This window comes from Ferrimonas pelagia, assembly GCF_039543565.1.
GTDB classification, from domain to species: domain Bacteria; phylum Pseudomonadota; class Gammaproteobacteria; order Enterobacterales; family Shewanellaceae; genus Ferrimonas; species Ferrimonas pelagia.
Genome location: NZ_BAABJZ010000105.1, coordinates 1 through 15,071, shown reverse-complemented (window position 1 = coordinate 15,071; position 15,071 = coordinate 1). Strand labels below are relative to the sequence as shown.

At 57.3% G+C, this 15,071-nt stretch carries 19 protein-coding genes; 15 read left to right on the top strand and 4 right to left on the bottom strand.

Annotated features, from left to right (window positions below):
* The first annotated feature begins 143 nt into the window (after positions 1 to 143).
* From ABEA08_RS20205 to murA, 7 genes are read left to right on the top strand one after another with little or no spacing between them, the layout of a single operon-like run.
* Complete coding sequence (locus ABEA08_RS20205) at positions 144 to 959, top strand: ATP-binding cassette domain-containing protein (RefSeq protein WP_345337237.1); 816 nt, start codon at positions 144 to 146, stop codon at positions 957 to 959.
* Positions 956 to 1,738 carry a lipid asymmetry maintenance ABC transporter permease subunit MlaE gene (gene mlaE, locus ABEA08_RS20200; RefSeq protein WP_345337236.1) on the top strand — a complete coding sequence of 261 codons (783 nt, stop codon included), beginning with the start codon at positions 956 to 958 and terminating at the stop codon, positions 1,736 to 1,738. The genes ABEA08_RS20205 and mlaE overlap by 4 nt, the downstream gene beginning before the upstream one ends.
* A 4-nt stretch (positions 1,739 to 1,742) precedes the next feature.
* Complete coding sequence (gene mlaD, locus ABEA08_RS20195; protein ID WP_345337235.1) at positions 1,743 to 2,213, top strand: outer membrane lipid asymmetry maintenance protein MlaD; 471 nt, start codon at positions 1,743 to 1,745, stop codon at positions 2,211 to 2,213.
* Positions 2,214 to 2,225: 12 nt separating this feature from the next.
* Positions 2,226 to 2,861: an MlaC/ttg2D family ABC transporter substrate-binding protein gene (locus ABEA08_RS20190; protein WP_345337234.1), complete on the top strand. Its 636-nt coding sequence runs from the start codon at positions 2,226 to 2,228 to the stop codon at positions 2,859 to 2,861.
* Positions 2,858 to 3,193: an STAS domain-containing protein gene (locus ABEA08_RS20185; RefSeq protein WP_345337233.1), complete on the top strand. Its 336-nt coding sequence runs from the start codon at positions 2,858 to 2,860 to the stop codon at positions 3,191 to 3,193. The genes ABEA08_RS20190 and ABEA08_RS20185 overlap by 4 nt, the downstream gene beginning before the upstream one ends.
* Complete coding sequence (locus ABEA08_RS20180) at positions 3,174 to 3,431, top strand: BolA family protein (RefSeq protein ID WP_345337232.1); 258 nt, start codon at positions 3,174 to 3,176, stop codon at positions 3,429 to 3,431. Before ABEA08_RS20185 ends, ABEA08_RS20180 begins: the two co-directional genes overlap by 20 nt.
* A 15-nt stretch (positions 3,432 to 3,446) precedes the next feature.
* The gene (murA, locus tag ABEA08_RS20175; protein ID WP_345337231.1) at positions 3,447 to 4,706 is read left to right on the top strand and encodes a UDP-N-acetylglucosamine 1-carboxyvinyltransferase; all 1,260 of its coding nucleotides are present in this window, start codon (positions 3,447 to 3,449) and stop codon (positions 4,704 to 4,706) included.
* 74 nt (positions 4,707 to 4,780) lie between these two features.
* On the opposite strand, the gene ABEA08_RS20170 is transcribed toward murA, so the two are convergent.
* The 4 genes from ABEA08_RS20170 to ABEA08_RS20155 form a co-directional block, all read right to left on the bottom strand.
* Entirely contained in the window at positions 4,781 to 5,449 is a 669-nt protein-coding gene (locus ABEA08_RS20170) for a ParA family protein (protein ID WP_345337230.1), read from the bottom strand.
* 61 nt (positions 5,450 to 5,510) lie between these two features.
* Positions 5,511 to 6,590: an outer membrane-stress sensor serine endopeptidase DegS gene (degS, locus tag ABEA08_RS20165; protein WP_345337229.1), complete on the bottom strand. Its 1,080-nt coding sequence runs from the start codon at positions 6,588 to 6,590 to the stop codon at positions 5,511 to 5,513.
* A gap of 114 nt (positions 6,591 to 6,704) precedes the next feature.
* Positions 6,705 to 8,075, bottom strand: coding sequence for a DegQ family serine endoprotease (locus tag ABEA08_RS20160; protein WP_345337228.1), 1,371 nt, complete (start codon positions 8,073 to 8,075; stop codon positions 6,705 to 6,707).
* 73 nt (positions 8,076 to 8,148) lie between these two features.
* Positions 8,149 to 8,547, bottom strand: coding sequence for a Z-ring associated ZapG family protein (locus ABEA08_RS20155; protein WP_345337227.1), 399 nt, complete (start codon positions 8,545 to 8,547; stop codon positions 8,149 to 8,151).
* A gap of 124 nt (positions 8,548 to 8,671) precedes the next feature.
* On the opposite strand from ABEA08_RS20155, the gene zapE reads away from it, so the two are divergent.
* The 8 genes from zapE to ABEA08_RS20115 all read left to right on the top strand — a co-directional run bounded on the left by zapE (position 8,672) and on the right by ABEA08_RS20115 (position 14,868).
* Complete coding sequence (gene zapE / locus ABEA08_RS20150) at positions 8,672 to 9,781, top strand: cell division protein ZapE (RefSeq protein WP_425557391.1); 1,110 nt, start codon at positions 8,672 to 8,674, stop codon at positions 9,779 to 9,781.
* Between the two features lie 202 nt (positions 9,782 to 9,983).
* Positions 9,984 to 10,412: a 50S ribosomal protein L13 gene (gene rplM / locus ABEA08_RS20145; protein WP_345337225.1), complete on the top strand. Its 429-nt coding sequence runs from the start codon at positions 9,984 to 9,986 to the stop codon at positions 10,410 to 10,412.
* 7 nt (positions 10,413 to 10,419) lie between these two features.
* On the top strand, positions 10,420 to 10,812 hold the full coding sequence (rpsI, locus tag ABEA08_RS20140) for a 30S ribosomal protein S9 (protein WP_345337224.1): 393 nt from the start codon (positions 10,420 to 10,422) through the stop codon (positions 10,810 to 10,812).
* 359 nt (positions 10,813 to 11,171) lie between these two features.
* Positions 11,172 to 11,765, top strand: a complete 594-nt coding sequence (petA, locus tag ABEA08_RS20135) for a ubiquinol-cytochrome c reductase iron-sulfur subunit (RefSeq protein WP_345337223.1) — start codon at positions 11,172 to 11,174, stop codon at positions 11,763 to 11,765.
* Positions 11,762 to 12,973 (top strand): cytochrome b, encoded by a 1,212-nt coding sequence (locus ABEA08_RS20130; protein WP_345337222.1) that lies wholly within the window; start codon positions 11,762 to 11,764, stop codon positions 12,971 to 12,973. Before petA ends, ABEA08_RS20130 begins: the two co-directional genes overlap by 4 nt.
* Positions 12,973 to 13,668, top strand: coding sequence for a cytochrome c1 (locus ABEA08_RS20125; RefSeq protein WP_345337221.1), 696 nt, complete (start codon positions 12,973 to 12,975; stop codon positions 13,666 to 13,668). Before ABEA08_RS20130 ends, ABEA08_RS20125 begins: the two co-directional genes overlap by 1 nt.
* A 97-nt stretch (positions 13,669 to 13,765) precedes the next feature.
* A complete protein-coding gene (sspA, locus tag ABEA08_RS20120; RefSeq protein WP_345337220.1) occupies positions 13,766 to 14,395 on the top strand; it encodes a stringent starvation protein SspA in 630 nt (209 codons plus the stop codon).
* The gene (locus tag ABEA08_RS20115; protein ID WP_345337219.1) at positions 14,392 to 14,868 is read left to right on the top strand and encodes a ClpXP protease specificity-enhancing factor; all 477 of its coding nucleotides are present in this window, start codon (positions 14,392 to 14,394) and stop codon (positions 14,866 to 14,868) included. The genes sspA and ABEA08_RS20115 overlap by 4 nt, the downstream gene beginning before the upstream one ends.
* Positions 14,869 to 15,071: the final 203 nt, after the last annotated feature.

Below are 15,071 nucleotides of genomic sequence, written 5' to 3'. Positions count from 1 at the left end.
AATGCATTGGCGCGCATTGTCGCTTGAACCAGGGGAAAAGAAAAGTGGCGTAGATTGTTAAGTGGCTGTTTGGCACGTACTATGTGGGTCTTGCTGGCCCAAGAAAAGGAGTTTCCAGGCGCCGTCAGGCGTCTGTTGAGGACATGCAAAATCAATCAGATAGCTCATCCTCACCCTTGATCGAGGTGCAGGATCTGGTCTTTCGTCGCGGCGAACGGACCATCTTCGATCGACTCTCCATGCAGATCCCCCGCGGCGGGATCACCGCCATTATGGGCCCCAGTGGCATCGGTAAAACCACCCTGCTTAAGCTGTTTGGCGCACAGTTGCAGCCCGACAGTGGCTGCGTGCATTTTGATGGTCAGGATCTGAATCGATTGTCGCGGGCACAGCTGTATCGGCAGCGGCGCCGGATCAGCATGCTATTCCAGTCCGGCGCCCTGTTTACCGATATGTCCGTGTTTGACAACGTGGCCTTTCCTCTGCGTGAGCACACCCAATTGAGCGAGCCCCTGATCCGCCGTTTGGTGTTGATGAAACTGGAGGCCGTCGGCCTGCGCGGGGCGGCGTCTTTGCTGCCGGCAGAGCTCTCTGGTGGTATGCAGCGACGGGCGGCCTTGGCGCGGGCGATCGCACTGGAGCCCGAGCTGGTGATGTACGACGAGCCGTTTGCCGGTCAGGATCCCATCTCCATGGGGGTGCTGGTGAAGCTGATCCGGGAGTTGGGGCAGGCGCTGGATCTGACCTCCATCGTGGTATCGCACGATGTCGATGAGGTGTTGCAGATCGCCGATTATGTTTATGTGATCGCCGATGCCCGCGTGGTGGGGCAGGGCACACCGGCGCAGATCCGCAGCCTCGACAGCGCCCAGCTGCGCCAGTTTTTACAGGGCGCACCCGATGGGCCGGTGCGGTTCCATCATCCTGCTGCGGACTATCTGGAGGAGTTGTTACAGTGAGTGTGTTGCAGAGTGTGGCCCGGCTGGGTCGCGGTGGGATCGCCTGGGTTGCCGGGTTGGGCCGGGCACTGTTGATGCTGCTGGGCGCCTTGTTGGCCCGGCCACAGCCAGCCAAGATGGCGCCGTTGCTGATCAAGCAGCTGTACCAGATCGGCGTGTTGTCGGTGTTGATCATTACCGTCTCCGGTCTGTTTATCGGCATGGTGCTGGGCCTGCAGGGCTACATCATTCTGGCGGATTTTGGCACCGAGGAGAGCCTCGGCCCCATGGTGGCGTTGAGCTTGCTGCGGGAGTTGGGCCCGGTGGTCACGGCGCTGCTGTTTGCCGGTCGCGCCGGCTCGGCGGTAACGGCGGAGATCGGCCTGATGAAAGCGACCGAGCAGTTGGCGTCGATGGAGATGATGGCGGTGGATCCCTTGCGCCGGGTGGTCGCGCCGCGCTTTTGGGCGGGCTTGATCGCCATGCCGCTACTGGCGCTGATGTTTACGGCGGTCGGGATCTGGGGCGGACATCTGATCGGCGTCGAGTGGAAGGGGATCGATCCCGGTGCGTTTTGGTCGATCCTCAATGCCTCGGTCGAGTGGCAGAAAGACATTCTCAATTGTTTGATTAAAAGTGGTGTGTTTGCTTTTGTGGTGATCTGGATCGCGCTGTTCAAAGGCTATGACGCGATGCCGACGGCAGAAGGGATCAGCCGGGCCACCACCGAAACCGTGGTTCATGCTTCACTGGCGGTGTTGGCACTGGACTTTGTTTTGACTGCACTGATGTTTGGGTAACAGGATGAATTCACGCAAAATCGAGTTGGCCGTCGGCGCCTTTTTATTGGCGGGTCTGGTGGCGTTATTGGTGTTGATCTTAAAGGTGGCGGACATCGATCCGCGCGGCAATGGCCCCAGTTACCGGCTCAACGCCGGGTTTGAGAATATCGGCAGTCTGAAGGTGCGCTCACCGGTGAAGGTCGGTGGCGTGGTGGTGGGCCGGGTGCTGGCGATCGATTTGGATCCTGAATCGCTGCTGCCGGAGGTGACGCTGGCGATCGATGCTCGGTTCGATCAGTTTCCCGACACCAGTAGCCTCTCCATCCTGACCTCGGGGTTGTTGGGGGAGCAGTACATTGGCTTGACCCCCGGCTTTTATGACGAAGAGGGTGAGCTATTGGTGGACGGTGATCGGATCGAAGATACCCGCAGTGCCATGGTGCTGGAGGAGTTGATCGGCCAGTTCCTCTATAGTGTGGGACAGGGTGAATAAGGAGTGGGTGATATGAAACGCATGGGTGTGTGGTTATGGTTGGCAATGCTGTGGTGCAGTCCAGCGCTGGCAACGGTGGACAGCAGCGATCCTTATCGCTTGGTGGAGCAGGTTGCGGCGGCCACCTTTGACCGGTTTGCCGAGGATAAGGCGCTGATCGCCGCCGATCCTGACCATCTCAAGCTGATCGTGGAGCAGGAGTTGATGCCGTATGTGGATCACCGCTTTGCGGCACTGAAAGTGGTGGGGCCGCGAGCCCGTCAATTGAGCAAAGAGCAGGTTCAGAGGTTCACGGACGTATTTAAGCAGTATATGATTGCCACCTTTGCTCAGGCTTTCACCGAGTACACGGATCAAACCGTGGCCTTCCAACCTGCGCAACCGCTCAAGGATCAACAGATCGTGACGGTCGGGGTGAATATCATTGAGCCCGGAAGGCCTCCGATTTCAGTCCAGTTCAAAGCCCGTCGCAACAAGAAGACAGGTGAGTGGAAAGCGATTGATCTTATCGCCGAAAGTGTCAGCCTGTTGGCGACCAAAGAGGCGGAGATCGGCGGCCTGATCCGGCGCCAGGGCATTGATCTGGTCAGTGATATGCTGGCGGAGCAAAGTAGCAAGGCGCTGGTGCCTGCGAGGGGAGCCTCGTGAGCTTGACGGTCACTCGCGACGACCAAACGCTGATCGTGCAAGGTCGGCTGGATCTGCACTCGGTGCCGGATCTGGCCGCACACCGTGACGAGTGGCGGGGGGTGCAGCGCTTGGATCTGCAGGCGCTGGATTCGGTGGACAGTGCGGGATTGGCTTGGTTGCTGGAGCTGGAAACCCAGCAGCGGCAGCCGCAGGGCGCGGCTCTGGCTTGGTGCCATTGTCCGGCGTCACTGCGTCGATTGATGGCATTGTACGATTTAGGCCTGGACGGCGAGCAATTGCGCTCAAGCACCGACATCGAGGAGAAAAGCGATGGATCTGAAAGAGATTGAACAGCGACTGCAGGATGCATTGCAACTGACCGAAGTGGACGTAAGATCCGACGGCAGCCACTACACGATTGTAGCGGTTGGCGAGGGGTTTGATGGCCAATCAAAGGTGAAGCGCCAACAGGCGGTCTACGCACCTTTGATGGATAAGATCACAGATGGAACCTTGCATGCCTTGACCATCAAGGCATTTACGCCAGCGGAGTGGCAACGAGAAAAGATTTTCAATATGCCTAGCTGATCTGGCGGAGCTTAAGTGGATAAATTGCAAGTACGGGCTGCGGGCCCCTTAGCCGGCGAAGTCACCATCTCTGGCGCCAAAAATGCGGCTCTGCCGATCTTGATGGCGGCCGTTTTGGCGGAAGACACCATGACACTGGGCAACGTGCCGGTGTTGCGTGACGTGAATACAACCATTCAACTGCTGCGTCAGCTGGGTGCCACCGTGAGTGATCTGGACAACAGCCTGTTGACCATCGATCCCTCCACCATTACCACCTGCGTGGCGGAATATGAGCTGGTGAAAACCATGCGCGCGTCCATCATGCTGCTGGGGCCGTTGCTGGCCAAGTACGGCAAGGCCGATGTCTCTTTGCCGGGGGGCTGCGCCATTGGCGCTCGTCCGGTGGATCTGCATATCCAGGGCCTGCGAGCCATGGGGGCGGATGTGAAGGTGGAAGAGGGCTACGTTAAGGCGCGCATGAATGGCCGCCTAAAGGGGGCCACCATCCTGATGGATGTGGTTTCCGTGACGGGCACCGAGAACCTGATGGCGGCGGCGGCGTTGGCCGACGGCGTGACCTACATCGAGAACGCGGCGCGTGAGCCGGAAGTGGTGGATCTGGCGTCGTGCCTGAACGCCATGGGGGCCAAGATCTCGGGGGCGGGTACCGATGTGATCCGCATTGAAGGGGTTGAGAAGCTGCACGGTGTGCGTTACGACGTCATGCCGGATCGGATCGAGACCGGAACCTATCTGGTGGCAGCAGCCGCGACGCGCGGTTCGGTCGTGTGTCGTCAGGCGGCGCCTGAGACGCTGGAGCCGGTGTTGTTGAAGCTGGAAGAAGCGGGCGCAGTGATCGAGCGCGGTGACGACTGGATCAGCCTGGATATGCAGGGCCGTCAGCCGAAGCCTGTGTCGATCAAAACGGCGCCACACCCGGCGTTCCCGACCGATATGCAGGCGCAGTTCTGTACCATGAATGCCCTGTCCAGTGGCGGTGCTAAGGTGACGGAGACCATCTTCGAGAACCGGTTTATGCACGTCCCTGAGCTGAAGCGGATGGGCGCCAAGATGGATCTGGAAGGCAATACCTGCCTGATCCAGGGGATCGAGCAGCTGCAAGGCGCTCAGGTCATGGCGACCGATCTGCGCGCGTCCGCCTGTCTGGTGATCGCGGGCTTGGTGGCGACCGGGACGACTGTAGTGGATCGGATCTATCACCTGGATCGCGGTTACGAGCAGATCGAGCACAAGCTGGCGGGTCTGGGCGCGGATGTGGTCCGGGTTAAGTAACCCTTTGAGCCGATGCTAACGAAAACGCCCGTCATCCGACGGGCGTTTTTTTATGCCGCTCACAGTCGGGGGGCTCATTGATCGAGCCATTCCAGCAAGCGAGCCCACACGCCGTTATCACTGAGCTTGCTGGCAGCATGGTCTTGTTGATATTGGCTACGCTCTGGCAGCTCGGCCAGCAGCGGCATATCGAGGTGGGTGAGGAATCGCTTCAGGAGTTCGGTTTGGCTGCCATCCTGCACCCGGTTGGCGACCACGCCGATCTTGGGTTGGCGGCTGCGATACATAGGATGGAACAACAGCTCCGGCAGGAAGCGACCGAGCGCGCGGACATCCATTGGATTCGCTTGGCTGGGCAGTAGGATCTTATCGGCGTATCGCAGCACCCGCACCAGCAGCTCCGGCGTCAGGTTTGCCGGGGAGTCCATCAGCACGCAGCTGGCGTTGGCCGGCACGCGCAGGCGCATCGACTCCAACGGGGCCCGCCGCGCGTCGTCATCGACGGCCCAGATGGCGCCGTGCTGCTCGGCCCACTGTAGGCTGGAGCATTGGGGATCAAAATCCACCAGCGCCGGATGTTGACCCCGCTGTTGCAGCCGCAGCAGTAGCTGAGTGGTCAGGGTGGATTTGCCGACGCCCCCTTTGTTATTGAGCAGTAGGATCTTGGGCCCTCGGTAGGCCTTTAGGCTGATCAACCCGGCGTGCGGGGGCGTCACTGAGGTCGCGTAAGCGAGTGTCGACATGGGCAGGATCCAAACAAAGCGTATGCCTAAGCAAGGCGACTGCGGATCCTGCGTTTTGAAGTTAGCGGCTCGGTTGTGTGCTCATCGGGGGCTTTTCGGCGATGGTGATCGGTACACTGAAGCGGCGACCTTGGCGGATCAGAGTCATGTTGATCTCAGTGCCCGGCGGCGTTTCGGCGATGCGGTCCATCAACATGTCGCTGCCGCTGATCGGATCGCCGTTGAACGCGGTCAGGACGTCGTTAGGCCGCAAGCCAGCACGCGCCGCCGGGCCGTTGGCATCGACCTCAGTGACGGCGACGCCCATGACCTCAGGTAATCGCAACAGGCGTGCGATGGTGGCATTCACCGGGCTGCCGCTGAGTCCCAAGTGTCCGCGGATCACCCTACCGTCGCGGATCAGCTTGCCCATGATTTTGTAGGCCAGCTCAATGGGAATGGCAAAGTTGAGGCCCACTCCGGCATCGCCTAACTGCTGGTAGTTGGCGGTGTTGATCCCGATCAACATGCCATCGGCGTCGACCAGCGCCCCGCCGGAGTTGCCTTGGTTGATGGCGGCATCGGTCTGGATGAAATCTTGATAGCTGGAGCTGAGGCCGTTGCGGCCGGTGGCGCTGATGATCCCCTGGGTGATGGTTTGTCCCAGGTTATAGGGATTGCCAATGGCCAGCACCATATCACCGACTTGAGGCTTACGGCTGAGATCCAGCGGGATCACCGGCAGGTTGTCCTCGTCGATCTTCAGCACCGCCAGATCGGTATAGGGATCGGAGCCGATCATCTCGGCATTGGCCAACCGACCGTCCTGCAGGGCGAGGAAGATCTGATCGGCGGCGCTGACCACGTGGTAGTTGGTCAGGACATAGCCCTCATCATGCATGATGATGCCACTGCCCAGCCCTTGTGGTGCCAACTGGCTGAAGTTGCCCCGGGTTTGACGGTGGGAGTAGACATTCACCACCGCGGGCGCGGCGCGACGTACTGCACTGGCAAAGCTGGCACGCTCGACGTGACTGATACTGCGATCCAGGCGAGGCAGGTGCTCCCTCAGACTGGGCGTGGTGACAATGATCACGGCAGCCACGGCGAGGCCGATCAGCACAGGTTTGAGGATGTATCGCAGCATGGACAGCATATTCATTAGTAAAGAGTTCCGTGATAGACCGATCCTAACTCTGAGTGGAAAAGGTAACAACTGACTGACTTAAATAAAAAAGGCGACCGGATGGTCGCCTTCTCTCGAGTTTGGGCAAGATCAGCGTAGGATCACCATCAGGTTGCTGCCGTCACGATGGACGGTGGCGGCAAAGGCCCCGTCGTATTCGCTGAGCATCTCCCGAAGTTGGCCCAGCTCTTGTACCGGCACACGCCCACGGTTGAGCAGGCTGATGCCGATGATCACATCGCCGGATTGCAGGCCATTGCGTGCGGCTGGCGAGCGTTCATCCAGCTCAGAGACACGTACCCCACGGATCCCACCCTCGTTATAGCTGGAGAGTTTGGCGCCCTCTAGGGCCGGATGGATGATGCTGGCTTGGATGTTCTCACCCGGCGCTTCATTCAGGGTGACCTTGATGGTCTTGCGGTCGCCGTCGCGGAACACGCCCAGCTTGACCGTTGCTCCGGCACCCATGGTGGCGATCTTGGCTCGTAGCTCCTGGAAGGTGCGGATATTTTTACCATTGAGGCTGGTGATGATGTCGCCGGCTTCGATCCCCGCCTCGGCCGCAGCCGAATCCGGCAACACTTGGCTGATGTAGGCGCCGTGCTTAGTGTCGAGGCCGAACAGCTTCGCGGTTTCATTATTCAATGGGCCGCCGATGATCCCTAGGACACCGCGGCGCACTTCACCGAACTCGAGGATCTGATTGGTCAGGTTTTGCACCATATTAACCGGGATAGCAAAGCCAATGCCGACATTGCCACCACTGGGGGCGATGATGGCGGTGTTGATCCCGATCAGTTCGCCGTTGAGATTGACCAGTGCGCCGCCGGAGTTGCCGGAGTTGATGGCCGCATCGGTCTGGATGAAGTTTTGGTAGCCGTCGCCATCAAGGCCACGAGAAAGGGCGGAAACGATGCCGGAGGTGACGGTCTGGCCGAGCCCAAACGGGTTGCCGATCGCCACGGTGAAATCACCCACCTTGAGCGTGTCGGAGTCGGCCAGCGTAACGGCCGTCAGATCATCGGCCTCGATCTTGAGTACCGCGACATCGGTGGCGGGATCGGAACCGATCAACTTCGCTTCATATTCTCTGCCATCACTGAGGTTGATGAGGATCTTGTCGGCGTTGTCGATAACGTGGTGATTGGTGATCACATGGCCTTTTTTCGCATCAATAATGACGCCGGAGCCCAGTCCGCGAAACGGTCGACTTTGTTCGCGTCCTTGCGGCGAGTTGGGGCCAAAAAAGAAGCGGAATGGCTCAGGGATGTTTTGTCGGGCGACTTGGGTGCCTTCGACAGACACCGAAACCACGGCAGGCGAGATCTGCTCGACCATCGGGGCGAGGCTAGGCAACGCTTGACCATCAATCGAGGATGGCCAAGCGGCGTGGCTAGGTGATACAGCGGCTAGAGAGGCACACAGCACAGCGGCTGACAACAAAGGGGTATTTAATTTCATTTGCGATCAAACTCCTGCAATGATTTCGCGGGTCTTCCTTAACTATGCGACTGAGGACTCTAACGAAAGTTCCCTAGCCGTTGGCAGCTTTTGGCGGTTCGTTAATGATCCCGTGTGAGCCTTTGACGTAGTCGTTGGGTGGCAGAGCCTCGATGGTCTCGAGATGCTCTTCCAGTTGCGGTGGGTGGCTTGGTAGCGGCGCCATCTTGTTCTCACCCAGCAGCCCTTGGGCCGAGTTATTCCAAAATTGATTGGCTTTATCCAGGCTGGTGCTTACTTGTGACATCAGCTCACGGGACTGCTCAAAGTAGTCGGCCACTTCTTGGCGTTGTTGGTCCAGATCGAACTTGGCCTGAGCCAATTCCCGCTGTAAGTGCTGCTTATCGTTACTGCCATCCTTGAAGTGCCAGCGGATCGCGTAGCCGATCCCGATGCCAACCAACAAGAAAAAGAGGCTCGGTAGCCAGGTCATAAACTCTCCTATAGATCCCTGATTGATACAGGCTCAATATACATCGGCTCATTGGGCCATGATACACTTGCGGCCCGAGAATACAGGTTTTGTCTAGCTATAAGCATTGTCCAAGGAAGTGAGGATGGCGACTCCGCTCGAACGGTATGAACAGGATCTTACCCGTACCGATTTTCAATTTGATCCGGCTCAGCAGCACGCCGTGCAGCAGTTGCAGCGACTCTATGATGAGCTGAACCTGCGGCAAGATTGGCAACCGAGTCTGCGGCAGCGCTGGTTTCGGCTCGGCAATAAGCCAATACTCAAACCAAGGGTAAAGGGGCTCTATTTTTGGGGCGGCGTCGGTCGCGGTAAGACCTACCTGGTCGATACCTTCTACGACTGCCTGCCACTGCAACGTAAGATCCGCATCCATTTCCATCGTTTTATGCACCGTGTCCACCAGCAGTTGACTCAGTTGCAGGGCCAGGCAGATCCGTTGGCGCTGATCGCGCGGGGCTGGGCCGACGAAGCGGAGGTGATCTGTTTCGACGAGTTCTTTGTTTCGGACATTACCGACGCCATGATCCTCGGTGGCCTGTTTGAGCAATTGTTCGATTTGGGGGTGGTGTTGGTGGCGACCTCGAACATTCCGCCAGACGAGCTGTATCGAAATGGTCTGCAACGGGCCCGTTTCCTGCCAGCCATCGCCCTGGTTAAGCAACACTGCGAGGTGGTGAATGTCGACAGTGGCGTCGATTATCGGTTACGGACGTTAGAGCAGGCCGAGATCTACCATGCGCCGCTGGATCAAGCCGCCGACGCCAACTTGCATCACTACTTCACACAACTGGCGCCAGAGCCCGGCCATCAGGGCGGCGAGATCGAGCTGCTTGGCCGAGCCATTGCCATTCGCAGAGAGGCGGACGGCGTCTTGTTGGCGGATTTTCTAGCGTTATGTGACGGGCCGCGCAGTCAGAGTGATTACATGGAGTTGGCCCGCCTGTACCATACCGTGCTCTTGAGCGGGGTGCGCCAAATGGGAGCTGAGCATGCCGGCGATGACGTGGCACGGCGATTTATTGCCATGGTCGATGAGTTCTATGAACGCGGTGTAAAACTCATCATCTCTGCCGAGGTGGAGATGATGCAGCTGTATACCGGCGGCCTGTTAGCGTTTGAGTTCAAACGCTGCCTCAGTCGATTGGCGGAAATGCAGAGTCATGACTATCTGGCGCGCCCGCACCTCCCTTAAAAAGAGACAAGAACACAAAAAAGCAGGTGATTTTTGCATCGCCCTGCATTATAATTCGCGCCCTGCCTACGTTACGGACGGTCGTTTTACGACCAAAACCAGCGTCTTGTCCTATTCGAAGGGATAGGTGGAAGACCAAACACGGTAGTCTTGCTTACTTAAGCAGGGCGGATATGTAACTGCAAATTAGGTTTCAAATCTGATGAAAACTTTTACTGCTAAGCCAGAGTCCGTACAACGCGACTGGTTTATCATTGATGCCGAGGGTAAAACCCTGGGCCGTATGGCTACTGAAGTAGCTCGTCGTCTGCGCGGTAAGCACAAAGCGGAATACACCCCGCACGTGGATACCGGTGATTACATTGTGATCATCAACGCTGAAAAAGTTACCGTTACCGGTAACAAGGCGCAAAACAAAATGTACTACAGCCACTCTGGTTACCCAGGCGGCATCAAGGAAATCAACTTCTCTGATCTGCAGGACCGTCGTCCTGAAATGATCATCGAGAAGGCCGTTAAGGGCATGCTGCCGAAAGGCCCTCTGGGTCGTGCCATGTTCCGCAAGCTGAAAGTGTACGCTGGTGCCGAGCACAAGCACGCTGCACAGCAGCCTCAGGTTCTGGACATCTAAGGGGAATATGCCAATGACTCAATACTACGGTACTGGCCGCCGCAAGACCTCCACTGCTCGTGTTTTCATCAAGCAGGGTTCCGGCGAGATCACCATCAACAAGCGCTCTTTGGAGCAATTCTTTGGCCGTGAAACTGCTCGCATGGTAGTTCGTCAGCCGCTGGAACTGACCGAGATGCTGGGTAAACTGGACATCTACGCGACCGTTTCCGGTGGTGGTATCACTGGTCAATCCGGTGCTATCCGTCACGGTATCACCCGTGCCCTGATGCAGTTTGACGAGTCTCTGCGTCCAACTCTGCGCGAAGCTGGTTTCGTTACCCGTGACGCTCGTGAAGTTGAGCGTAAGAAAGTCGGCCTGCGTAAAGCACGTCGTAAGCCACAGTTCTCCAAGCGTTAATACGCTGGGACTTTGGTTCTTACAGAAAACCCGGCCTTATGGCCGGGTTTTTTTTCGCCTTCATTTTGTCACGCTTCCTCGCGAAGAGCTGGCGATCCAGCAAGGTCTGAAAACCTATCACAAGAGAGATGTTCTCTCCTGGTTGTTTGTGGGAGGGCTGTTTATCAACTTGTTTCCCTGTGAATGTGATTTAGTTGTTGTGATTTAGGTCAATGGCTAACGCAAAACTATGAACTGCGTCTGGTTTTTCTATATAATGGGGCCGCCTCGGCCTTGGCTAACTATCAAAAATATGGTGTTGGCAAAAAGAAGAAGCCCAAGGTACGCAAAAACGCAGAACCCCTACGGGAGATAAGTGGATGAGCAATGCGCCTGTCGATACTGGACGTCGCAGATTTCTGACCCTGGCCACCGCGGCCGTTGGCGGGGTTGGCGCGGTCGCTACTGCGGTTCCCTTCATCAAGTCATGGAACCCAAGCGCCAAGGCGAAAGCTGCCGGCGCACCAGTAGAAGTTAACATTGGAAAGTTAGAGCCGGGACAATTGCTACGCGTGGAATGGCGTGGCAAACCGGTATGGGTGGTTCGCCGGACGGAGGCGATCCTGCAACAACTGCAAGGCCTTGATGGCCAGTTGCGGGATCCCAACTCGGAAGAGCCTCAGCAGCCGCCTTATGCGCAGAATGCGTCACGGGCGATCAACGAAGAATTCTTTATCGCCGTTGGCTTGTGTACCCATCTAGGGTGCTCTCCAACCTATATGCCAGATTCATTTCAGCAGCAGGTGCAGGGGATCCAGTCGGGCTTCTTTTGTCCCTGTCATGGCTCCAAGTTTGATATGGCGGGACGGGTGTTTGCCGGTGTGCCAGCACCACTGAACCTGGAGGTGCCGCCCCATCAGTATGTGGATGAGCGCACGGTGGTCATCGGGCTCGATGGGGGAACCGCGTCATGAAAAAGGTGATTGATTGGATCGACGAACGGATCCCCATGACCGCGACGTACAACAAGCACGTCGGTCAGTACCCAACACCGAAAAACTTTAATTTCTGGTATTTCTTTGGCTCTTTGGCGCTGTTGGTGCTGGTGAATCAGATCCTCACGGGGATCTGGCTGACCATGAACTATGTCCCCAGTGCCGAAGGCGCGTTTGCCTCCGTTGAGTACATCATGCGCGACGTTGAGTACGGTTGGTTGCTGCGTTATATGCACTCCACCGGGGCCTCGGCGTTCTTTGTGGTGATCTATCTGCACATGTTCCGCGGCGTGCTGTACGGCTCTTACCAGAAGCCGCGCGAGTTGCTGTGGATCTTCGGCATGCTGATCTTCCTGGTGCTGATGGCGGAAGCCTTTATGGGCTATCTGCTGCCGTGGGGCCAGATGTCCTATTGGGGCGCTCAGGTGATCATCTCGCTGTTTGGGGCCATTCCGGTGATCGGCGACGATCTGACCTTGTGGATCCGCGGTGATTACGTGGTATCCGGCGCGACCCTGAACCGCTTCTTTGCGTTGCACGTGATCGCCTTGCCCTTGGTGCTGGTGGTGTTGGTGTTCCTGCATATCATTGCGCTGCATGAAGTGGGCTCCAATAACCCGGATGGCATTGAGATCAAGAAGAACAAAGGGCCGGATGGTTGGCCGGTGGACGGCATTCCTTTCCACCCTTATTACACGGTGAAGGATATCTTTGGTACCGCCGCGTTCTTGATCGTGTTCTGCTATGTGCTGTTCTTTATGCCAGAGGGCGGGGGCTACTTCTTAGAGCCACCCAACTTCGAGGCGGCCAACCCGTTGAAGACCCCTGAACATATCGCTCCGGTGTGGTACTTCACCCCGTTCTACGCCATCTTGCGAGCCGTGCCGGACAAATTGTTTGGTGTGATCGGCATGGGGGCGGCGATCGTGGTGCTGTTCTTCCTGCCTTGGTTGGATCGCTGCAAGGTCAAGTCGGTCCGCTATCGTAGTCTGGTGCACAAGCTTAACATCGCGCAGTTTGTGGTGTGCTTTGTCGCTTTGGGTGTGCTGGGCGCATTGCCTGCCGGTCCGGTGGAAACCAACCTGGCACGGCTGTTCTCTCTCGGTTACTTCGGCTTCTTTGTGCTGCTGTTTGTTTACAGCAAGAACGAGAAGTGCAAACCGGTTCCAGAAAGGGTGACAGGCTAATGAAGAGATTCATCATTGCAATTTTGGCCTGCCTGCCGGCGCTCGGTTTCGCTGCAGGTGGCAATAACCCGCACGTAGTGCATGCCGACATCGATCTGCATGATCAGGCCTCGCTTCAGCGTGGAGCACGGGCGTTTATGGCCAACTGTATGGGCTGTCACAGTACCCAATATCAGCGCTATGAGCGGGTCGCGGACGATCTGGGCTTTACCCTCGACGAGATGAATGCCTTGATCCATACCGACACTAAGGTTGGCGAGCTGATGGTGAGCGCGATGCCACAAGAGCAAGCCGCCAAGTGGTTTGGTGCGCCGCCACCGGATCTGACGTTGGTTGCCCGGGTGCGAGGTTCAGATTGGCTGTATTCGTACCTGACGGCGTTCTATGTCGATCAGAGTCGCCCCTTCGGCGTCAATAACCTGGTCTTTCCTGCCGTCGGCATGCCGCATGTGCTGGAGGGCCTGCAAGGGCGACCTGTGCTGCAGGAGGATGGCAGTATCGTCGCTACTGGTGGCAGCTTGACCGATGAGGAGTACCGGCAGTTTGCGCTGGATATGACCAACTTCCTGACCTATTCAGCGGAGCCGGTTAAGCTTAAGCGTCAGGCGATGGGCAAATGGGTGCTGGGATTCTTGTTTATCTTCCTGATCCTTTCCTATTTGCTTAAGCGCGAATACTGGCGAGATGTACACTAATCACCAATAACAGGTTACAATCTGTTTCTTGTGCAAATGCGGGGGCTTGATGCCCCCCTTTGCTGTCTCTGCTATCTGAATTTTTCGGAGGGTACCAATGGCTGTCGCTGCCAATAAACGCTCTGTCATGGCCCTGTATTCCGGTGCCAGTGATCTCTACAGCCACCAGGTTCGCATTGTCCTGGCGGAAAAAGGGGTCGGTGTTGAAGTTATGCAGGTGGATCCAAACCAGCTGCCACAGGATCTGGCCGAGTTGAATCCGTACAACAGCGTTCCAACTCTGGTTGATCGCGAGCTGGTACTGTACAACGCCCGCATCATCATGGAATACTTGGATGAGCGCTTCCCCCACCCACCACTGATGCCGGTGTACCCGGTTTCCCGTGGCCAGAGCCGTCTGATGATGCACCGCATCGAAAACGACTGGTATGCCCTGGCTGAGCGTATCGCGAATGGTGATGGTGCGGCGGCTGCGCGTAAAGAGTTGAGCGAGAGCATCTTGGCTCTGGGTCCTGTCTTTGCCGAAGCCCCTTACTTTATGAGCGAAGAGTTCACCCTGGTGGATTGCTATCTGGCCCCGCTGTTCTGGCGTCTGCCGACGCTGGGTATCGAGCTGGCCGGTCGTGGCAGCGCGGAAGTGAAAGCTTATATGACCCGGATCTTCGAGCGTGAAGCTTTCAAAGCCTCTCTGACCGAAGCGGAACGTGAGCTGCGCATCGGCGTATGAGTCAGGAAGTGAGCGCGACCCGTCCCTACATGTTGCGGGCGTTTTATGACTGGATGCAGGATAACGATCTGACGCCGCACTTGGTGGTGAATGCTGAGGTGTCTGGCGTGCAGGTGCCGACTCAGTTTATTCAGGATGGCCAGATCGTACTGAATATTGCGCCGCATGCGGTTGGCAATCTGCAGTTGGGGAATGATGCGGTGTTGTTTAATGCCCGTTTTGGCGGCAAACCCCACGCATTGTATGTCCCTATGGCGGCGGTAGAAGCGATCTACGCCCGTGAAAATGGCGCGGGTACTGTGTTCCCGCCTGAGGCTGAGTACGAAGACGAAGCGGTCGATGATATTGCCGAGTTCGAGTCCGACGCGGAGCCTCGCGGGTTTCAGCCTGAGTTGGCTGCGGTCGCCGAGGGTTCAGAGCCTGCACAGGTTCAACGTCCCAGTGGTCGACCCACCTTAACGGTTGTTAAGTAACCGTCCGGCTTTTGAGATAAAAAGGCGCTCCTAGGAGCGCCTTTTTTGCGTCTGACTTCAGCCCCTTTGACCCCTTATACCAATTCCATTATCTATTTGGTCAGTCTGGCCCATTCCCTGCTGCACAGATGCCGCACTTGTTCTGCATCTTTTCGAAAGCTGTTCCAAGCATCTGCAACCTGGTCGACAATGTGGTCATAGCT